Below are 6,884 nucleotides of genomic sequence, written 5' to 3' on the forward strand. Positions count from 1 at the left end.
CAATGGGACAGCGAATCGCAGTATTAGGCGCGGGGCCGATGGGGCTTTCGGTGGCCTATCAACTGGCGCGTGATGGGCATACACCGGTGGTGTTCGAAGCGGATGACCGCGTCGGCGGCATGACCGCGGCATTCGACTTTTCCGGGCTGAGCATTGAACGCTATTACCATTTTCACTGTATCTCGGACCGCGGCTTCCTTACCGTGCTGGATGAGCTGGGTTTGTCGCACAAAATGCGCTGGGTGGAAACCAAGATGGGTTACTGGTACCAGGACCGTCTCCAGCCCTGGGGCAACCCGATCGCCTTGCTGAAGTTCAAAGGCTTGAGCATGGTCGCCAAATTTCGATATGGCTTGCACGCTTTCTTGTGCACGAAGCGAAATGATTGGAAGCCATTGGATAACGTCGAGGCAACGGGCTGGATACGCCGTTGGGTCGGAGCCGAGGCGTGGGAAGTACTCTGGCGTCGGTTGTTTGATTACAAATTCTACGATTACACCGACAACCTCTCTGCGGCCTGGATCTGGAGCCGTATCCGGAGGATCGGCCGGTCGCGCTACAGTTTGTTCCGTGAAAAACTTGGCTACCTCGAGGGCGGGTCTGAGACGTTGCTGCAGGCGCTCAAACGAGATATCGAGGCCAATGGTGGCGAGATACGCCTGCAGTCTGCGGTGACCAAGGTTCTGATGGACGCTGGGCAGGTTCAAGGTGTTGAGGTCAATGGCCAGGTTGAATCGTTCGATAAAGTCATCAGCACGATTCCGCTCCCCTACGTGCCTCGGGTGATGCCGGATCTGCCCGAGGATATTCTTGCGCGCTTCCAGGCATTGAAAAACGTGGCCGTGGTGTGCGTGATTGCAAAATTGCGCCAACCGCTGACCGAGAATTTCTGGCTTAACACCAATGATCCGGACATGGATATCCCCGGCCTGGTCGAGTACAGCAATTTACGCCCGCTGGACCATCCCGTTGTGTATGTGCCGTTTTACATGTCAGGGGAGCACCCTAAGTTTGCCGAGCCTGATCAAGTGTTTCTTGACAAGGTTCAACGCTATTTGAAGAAGATCAATCCGGCACTGACGGATGACGACTTCATCGAGCTTCGTGCAAGCCGCTATCGCTATGCCCAGCCGATTTGCGACCCTGGTTACCTGGACCGGCTTCCGCCCGTATCGTTGCCCGTCAAGGGCCTGTGGGTGGCAGACACGTCGTATTACTATCCTGAAGACCGCGGGATATCGGAGAGTATCGATTTCGGCAGGAACATGGCCAGGGATGCGGTGAAGTGATCCAGCAATTCATGTCCCGGCAATTCTTGACGTTCTTGTTGACCGGCGGCACCGCTGCGGCCATCAACTTTGGATCACGAATTGTCTATAGCTTTTGGTTTAGCTTCTCGACGGCGGTGATCCTGGCGTACCTCACCGGCATGGTCACGGCCTTCGTACTCGCAAAGTTGTTTGTATTTAAAGACACTGAGCAGTCAGTGCATCGGTCTGCGCTGTTTTTTGTGCTGGTCAATGTGGTGGCGGTCTTACAGACTTGGGGGATCAGTCTTGTCTTGGCATTTCACCTACTGCCTGCGATTGGGGTGGAGCATTTTGTCGATGAAATTGCCCATGCCGTGGGGGTCGCGGTTCCGGTATTTTCCAGTTACTGGGGGCATAAACGCTGGTCATTTCGCTGATACCCGAGTTTTTTTGACCCAGTAGGATCTTTATTGCCAAGGTAGGGGCTGGACGTTTCAGCAGGCTGGCCCTGCTGAGCTGGCTTCAGCACCTCAGTGATGAGAGCTGCTTCAATCACAAGGGACGGTATTGAATTACAATGTCTGCAGTGAATTCATTTTTTAAAGAGTTACCGCCATACCGTGTGAATAAGGTCGTGTCGAAGGATTGCTCGACCGCCTATTTTTGGCGAGTTGCACAGGTCGTTGAGAGAAAACATGAGTAAGTTACGGACATATTTGCTGAGCCGCCCTCGTCGGCAAAAACGTATCCTGCAGGTCATTGTCGACATATTTTTAGTGTGGGCTGCCTTGTGGATGGCGTTTCTGGTTCGCCTGGGAATAGACGACCTGATCAATCCGGTGGTTCAGCAAACGTGGCTTTTCCTCAGTGCGCCAATCGTTGCCATTCCTTTATTCATCCGTTATGGCATGTACCGTGCCGTGATGCGTTACTTTGGAAACGATGCCTTGATTGAAATTATCAAGGCGGTCAGTTTGTCTTCATTGATTCTTGGAATATTCGTCTATTGGTATAGCAATCACGAAACCGTGGTGCCTCGATCAATCATTTTCAACTATTGGTGGTTGAGCATGATCATGATTGGTGGCTTGCGCCTCGCGATGCGCCAGTTCTTTCTCGGTGATTGGTTTACCGCGGCTCAGCACATGCCCTTTACCAGTCGGGAGGACGGCTTAACCAAAGTCGCCATTTATGGTGCCGGGGCCGCAGGCAACCAGTTGGTTGCCGCCTTGCGTATGGGGCGTGTGATGCGGCCCGTCGCCTTTATTGACGACGATAATGGCATTGCTGATCGGGTGATTTCCGGCTTGCAGGTGTATAAACCCAAGCATATCCAACAGATGATCGAAGCGACCGGTGCCCAGGAAATCCTCTTGGCTATTCCTTCGTCCAACCGTGGGCGCCGCCGTGAAATTCTGGGTCTTCTCGAAGGGTTCCCCCTGCACGTGAGAACGGTACCGGGGTTCATGGACCTTGCGAGTGGCCGCGTCAAGGTCGACGACATTCAAGAAGTCGACATCGCCGACCTGCTAGGCCGTGACTCGGTCCCTGCCCAATGGGAATTGCTCGAGCACTGTGTGCGAGGGCAAAGCGTGCTGGTCACCGGGGCCGGGGGATCTATCGGTTCCGAGCTCTGCCGGCAGATCTTGAATTTGCACCCCACCACGCTTTTGCTCTTTGAGCACAGTGAATTCAACCTGTACAGCATCCTGAGTGAGCTCGAACAAAGGATCACCCGCGAGTCGTTGCCCATTCGGTTGTTGCCGATCCTTGGCTCGGTGCGCAACCAAACCAGGCTACTCGACATTATGAAGACCTGGCGCGTGGATACGGTCTATCACGCAGCCGCCTACAAGCATGTGCCCATGGTTGAGCACAATATTGCAGAAGGCGTGCTGAATAATGTGATTGGCACCTTACATACCGCCCAGGCTGCGCTTCAGGCGGGTGTCTCCAACTTTGTGCTGATTTCTACCGATAAAGCTGTTCGTCCAACGAATGTAATGGGCAGCACCAAGCGGCTTGCCGAGTTGACGCTGCAGGCACTGAGCAGAGAGTTGGCGCCGGTTCTGTTTGGCGACAAATCGAATATATCGCGCGTCAACAAAACCCGCTTCACCATGGTCCGCTTCGGAAATGTATTGGGCTCTTCGGGGTCAGTGATTCCTCTGTTCCATAAGCAGATCAAAGCCGGTGGGCCCCTGACGGTGACTCACCCCAAGATCACCCGTTATTTCATGACCATCCCCGAAGCCGCGCAATTAGTCATTCAGGCGGGCTCCATGGGGCAGGGCGGAGACGTGTTTGTGCTGGATATGGGCGAGCCGGTAAGGATTTTCGAGCTGGCCGAAAAGATGGTGCACCTGTCTGGCTTCAGTGTTCGTTCCGAGAAGAACCCTCACGGCGATATCGCCATCGAATTCACCGGCCTGCGCCCGGGCGAAAAACTGTATGAAGAATTGCTGATCGGTGACAACGTCGTTTCGACGCAACACCCGATGATCATGAGTGCCAACGAAGATCACTTGGCCTGGGACGTACTGAAGGCCAAGCTTGCCGAATTGGTGGCGGCGGTGGAAGCGGATGATTACCCACGTGTTCGCCAACTGCTGCGCGATACCGTTAGTGGGTACGCACCCGATGGCGAAATCGTTGACTGGATACACCAGCAACGTCGCCTGGAACCCTGATTGATACACGAGCCCAACGCCTTGTAGTCGCGTTGCTTATCTGGATTAGCGCCCTTCTTGAAAGGGGCGGACGTAATGACGCACAGCGAGATCGCTGATGCCCAATGGAGTAGATGATGTCTAAAATATTGATCGCAGGTGCCGGCGGGGCACCTTCTGAGGGCGTAATCAACTCGTTGTTGCGCGCGCAGAAGAAAGAAACTGTGATTGGTATGGGCTCTGAGCCAACCGATCTTGCTCTCTCAGCAGCGAGCAAAAAGTTATATATTCCGTATGCCAACTCCGCCGATTACAAGGTCAAACTTCTCCAGTTGCTCAACACTGAAAATCCGGACCTGGTGCATTTTCAGAACGATCTGGAAATATTTCATGCGTCGATGATTCGCGAAGATATTCTCGCGACCGGAACGAAGTTGTTCATGCCCGAGCATGATGTGATTGATACGTGTGTCCACAAGCACAAGTCTTATTTAGCGTTTAAGAACGCTGGTATTCCAGTGCCTGAAAACATGATGATCAATGACGAAGCCGACCTGCGTGCAGCGTTTAAAGCGCTGGGCCGGGAGGATGGAAAAATCTGGCTGCGAGCCTCCTCTATTGGCGGTGGTGGCAAGGGCGCGATTCCTACCAGTGATTTTGATTTGGCCAAGGCGTGGATCAACCACTACAACGGCTGGGGCGACTTTGTCGCGGCAGAGATGCTCACCCCGAACACTATTACCTGGCTATCTATCTGGCACGAAGGAAAGCTGGTTGTCGCACAGTCGCGTGAGCGCCGCAGCTGGACTCACGGTAACCGAAGCATTTCGGGTGTGACGGGCGTCACCAAGGTGGGTGTGACCTGCGCAAACGACCTGGCTACGGATATCGCGATAAACAGCGTCAAGGCGGTGTCGAACAAGCCACACGGAATATTCGGTGTCGACATGGCTTACGATGAGAACGGCGTGCCCAACCCGACCGAAATCAATATCTCGCGCTTTTTTACCACGGTGCTGTTTTTCACCGAGGCAGGCTTGAACATGCCAGAGATCTTCAAGGATATCGCCCTGTATAACGAGTTTCCCGTACTCGAAAAAAACATCAACCCACTGCCAAATGATTTGATGTGGTTGCGCGGAATGGACACTCAGCCGATGCTCACGACGGCCGAAGGAATCAATAACGAGATTGTCTTCTTATGAAGGTCCTGATAACCGGGGCTTCTGGGTTTATCGGCGCGCGCTTGCTTGATGCGGCTATCGGTGCGTGGGGAAAGGAAAATGTTCTAGCGCTCAGTTCTATGAAGAATGAGAAGTGCGAGACTATTGTTTATGATCTTCAGGGTGATGGGCTGGCTTTAGCCGACTCTGAAGTGTTGTTGTTGCATGAGGTGACGCTGCTCATTCATGCGGGGGCTTTCACTCCGAAAAGCGCAGCCGAATCCAATGATATTGAGCGGTGCAATCAAAACATATCGTTTACGCAGCAGTTAATGAATCTGCCTTTCGCAAATCTGAAAAAAATTATCTATATAAGTACCCTTGACGTCTATGCGCCATCTGCTCTGATCTCGGAGTCGAGCGTCGCACTTCCTGCGACGTTGTATGGGTGGTCAAAATTGTACTGTGAACAACTTGTTTCGGTGCATGCGCATGAAAAGAGTCTATCGCGCCAGATTTTGCGTGTCGGGCATGTTTACGGACCGGGCGAAGAAAAATATGCTAAATTTTTGCCCCGCGCCATTCGAGCGATAGTTTCTGGGGAATCTGTTGAGCTATACGGTGATGGTGCAGAGCTCAGGAGCTTTATCTATATTGATGATGTGATCAAGGCGATTTTCTCTGCAGTGGATTTAACCGACAATGTCGGCGTGATTAATATCGTCGGTGGCAAAGCGTTATCAATAAAAGAAGTCCTAGATTGTTTGATTTCCATAAGTGGTAAGGACGTGCCTATTTTGACACGGGTGTTCGCAGGGGTGAAAAGGGATCTTGTTTTTGATACCCAGCTTATGAACGAAAAACTACTCCCTGTAGAAAAAGACTTTATGTCAGGTCTGAAAGAAGAATATGACTATTTTGCGAAAATGAAATGAACATCATCTTTGACCTTGATGGCACATTGATCGACTCCAAGCAGCGCCTGTACCAGCTGTTTCAACAGTTGGTCTCGGCTTCCACGTTGACATTTGATCAGTATTGGCAGTTTAAACATAACAGATTGTCGAATGAGCTGATTTTATCGACTGAGTTTGGCTATTCTGACATCGAGATCCATCGCTTCGTAAGTGCATGGATGGGGCTGATTGAAAGCCCTGAGTTCCTGGCTATGGATTCCAACTTCGAGGGGGTCAAGGATACCTTGAGCAGGCTCGGCTCTCACGCTCGATTGCATGTCTGCACGGCACGCCAGTCACGCGAGTCTGCGGTGACCCAGTTGGAATCACTGGGGCTGTCGAACTATTTTGAAAGGTTGATGGTGACTGAACAAAAGCACTCAAAAACGTCCATTATCGATCGTCAGGTCTCTGATCTTGCGCCTGAGGATTGGCTCATCGGCGATACAGGGTCCGATATCAAGGTTGCTCACTCTCTGGGTATTAATTCTTGTGCCGTGCTATCCGGGTTTATGAGTCATGAGGCTTTGCTCACGTATAAGCCGACCCGTATTATCGATTCGGTCTTAGCGTTTGTCTTGTAGCATTCAGGCACCCTCTTTATTTGCTTCGGCTGTCGAGCGACAGCCGCTTAGCTATTTGATTTTTTGAATGATTGCTAAAGTATTACACCAAGCGTTTATTCTCGCTTCAATTAACACGCTGTAACGCACTCATTTGTAAGCGCTCCATAAACCCCACCGACGTCAAGATGGGTGGCACGCTTAGCTAGCGCGACACCGGCGAGCAGTTCCACGGCAACAGCGCTTCGTAATCTTCAACCGAGGTCGCCAGTGGCAACCGTTC

The 6,884-nt window shown here is 52.1% G+C and carries 6 protein-coding genes; all 6 read left to right on the forward strand.

From position 1 onward, the window contains the following. Positions 1–2 precede the first annotated feature (2 nt). The 6 genes from L9Z73_RS05500 to L9Z73_RS05525 all read left to right on the forward strand — a co-directional run bounded on the left by L9Z73_RS05500 (position 3) and on the right by L9Z73_RS05525 (position 6,622). On the forward strand, positions 3–1,289 hold the full coding sequence (locus L9Z73_RS05500) for an NAD(P)/FAD-dependent oxidoreductase (protein ID WP_247397203.1): 1,287 nt from the start codon (positions 3–5) through the stop codon (positions 1,287–1,289). Further along, a complete protein-coding gene (locus L9Z73_RS05505; protein WP_247397205.1) occupies positions 1,286–1,687 on the forward strand; it encodes a GtrA family protein in 402 nt (133 codons plus the stop codon). The genes L9Z73_RS05500 and L9Z73_RS05505 overlap by 4 nt, the downstream gene beginning before the upstream one ends. Before the next feature lie 258 nt (positions 1,688–1,945). Further along, positions 1,946–3,940 carry a polysaccharide biosynthesis protein gene (locus L9Z73_RS05510; protein WP_247397207.1) on the forward strand — a complete coding sequence of 665 codons (1,995 nt, stop codon included), beginning with the start codon at positions 1,946–1,948 and terminating at the stop codon, positions 3,938–3,940. Between the two features lie 116 nt (positions 3,941–4,056). Then, positions 4,057–5,124, forward strand: coding sequence for a hypothetical protein (locus tag L9Z73_RS05515; protein ID WP_247397209.1), 1,068 nt, complete (start codon positions 4,057–4,059; stop codon positions 5,122–5,124). Next, positions 5,121–6,017, forward strand: coding sequence for an NAD-dependent epimerase/dehydratase family protein (locus L9Z73_RS05520; RefSeq protein WP_247397211.1), 897 nt, complete (start codon positions 5,121–5,123; stop codon positions 6,015–6,017). Before L9Z73_RS05515 ends, L9Z73_RS05520 begins: the two co-directional genes overlap by 4 nt. Continuing rightward, positions 6,014–6,622 carry an HAD family hydrolase gene (locus L9Z73_RS05525; RefSeq protein WP_247397213.1) on the forward strand — a complete coding sequence of 203 codons (609 nt, stop codon included), beginning with the start codon at positions 6,014–6,016 and terminating at the stop codon, positions 6,620–6,622. Before L9Z73_RS05520 ends, L9Z73_RS05525 begins: the two co-directional genes overlap by 4 nt. Positions 6,623–6,884: the final 262 nt, after the last annotated feature.

Origin of the sequence: Pseudomonas emilianonis (assembly GCF_023072625.1) — a bacterium.
In the GTDB taxonomy this organism is placed as follows: Bacteria; Pseudomonadota; Gammaproteobacteria; order Pseudomonadales; family Pseudomonadaceae; genus Aquipseudomonas; species Aquipseudomonas paraveronii.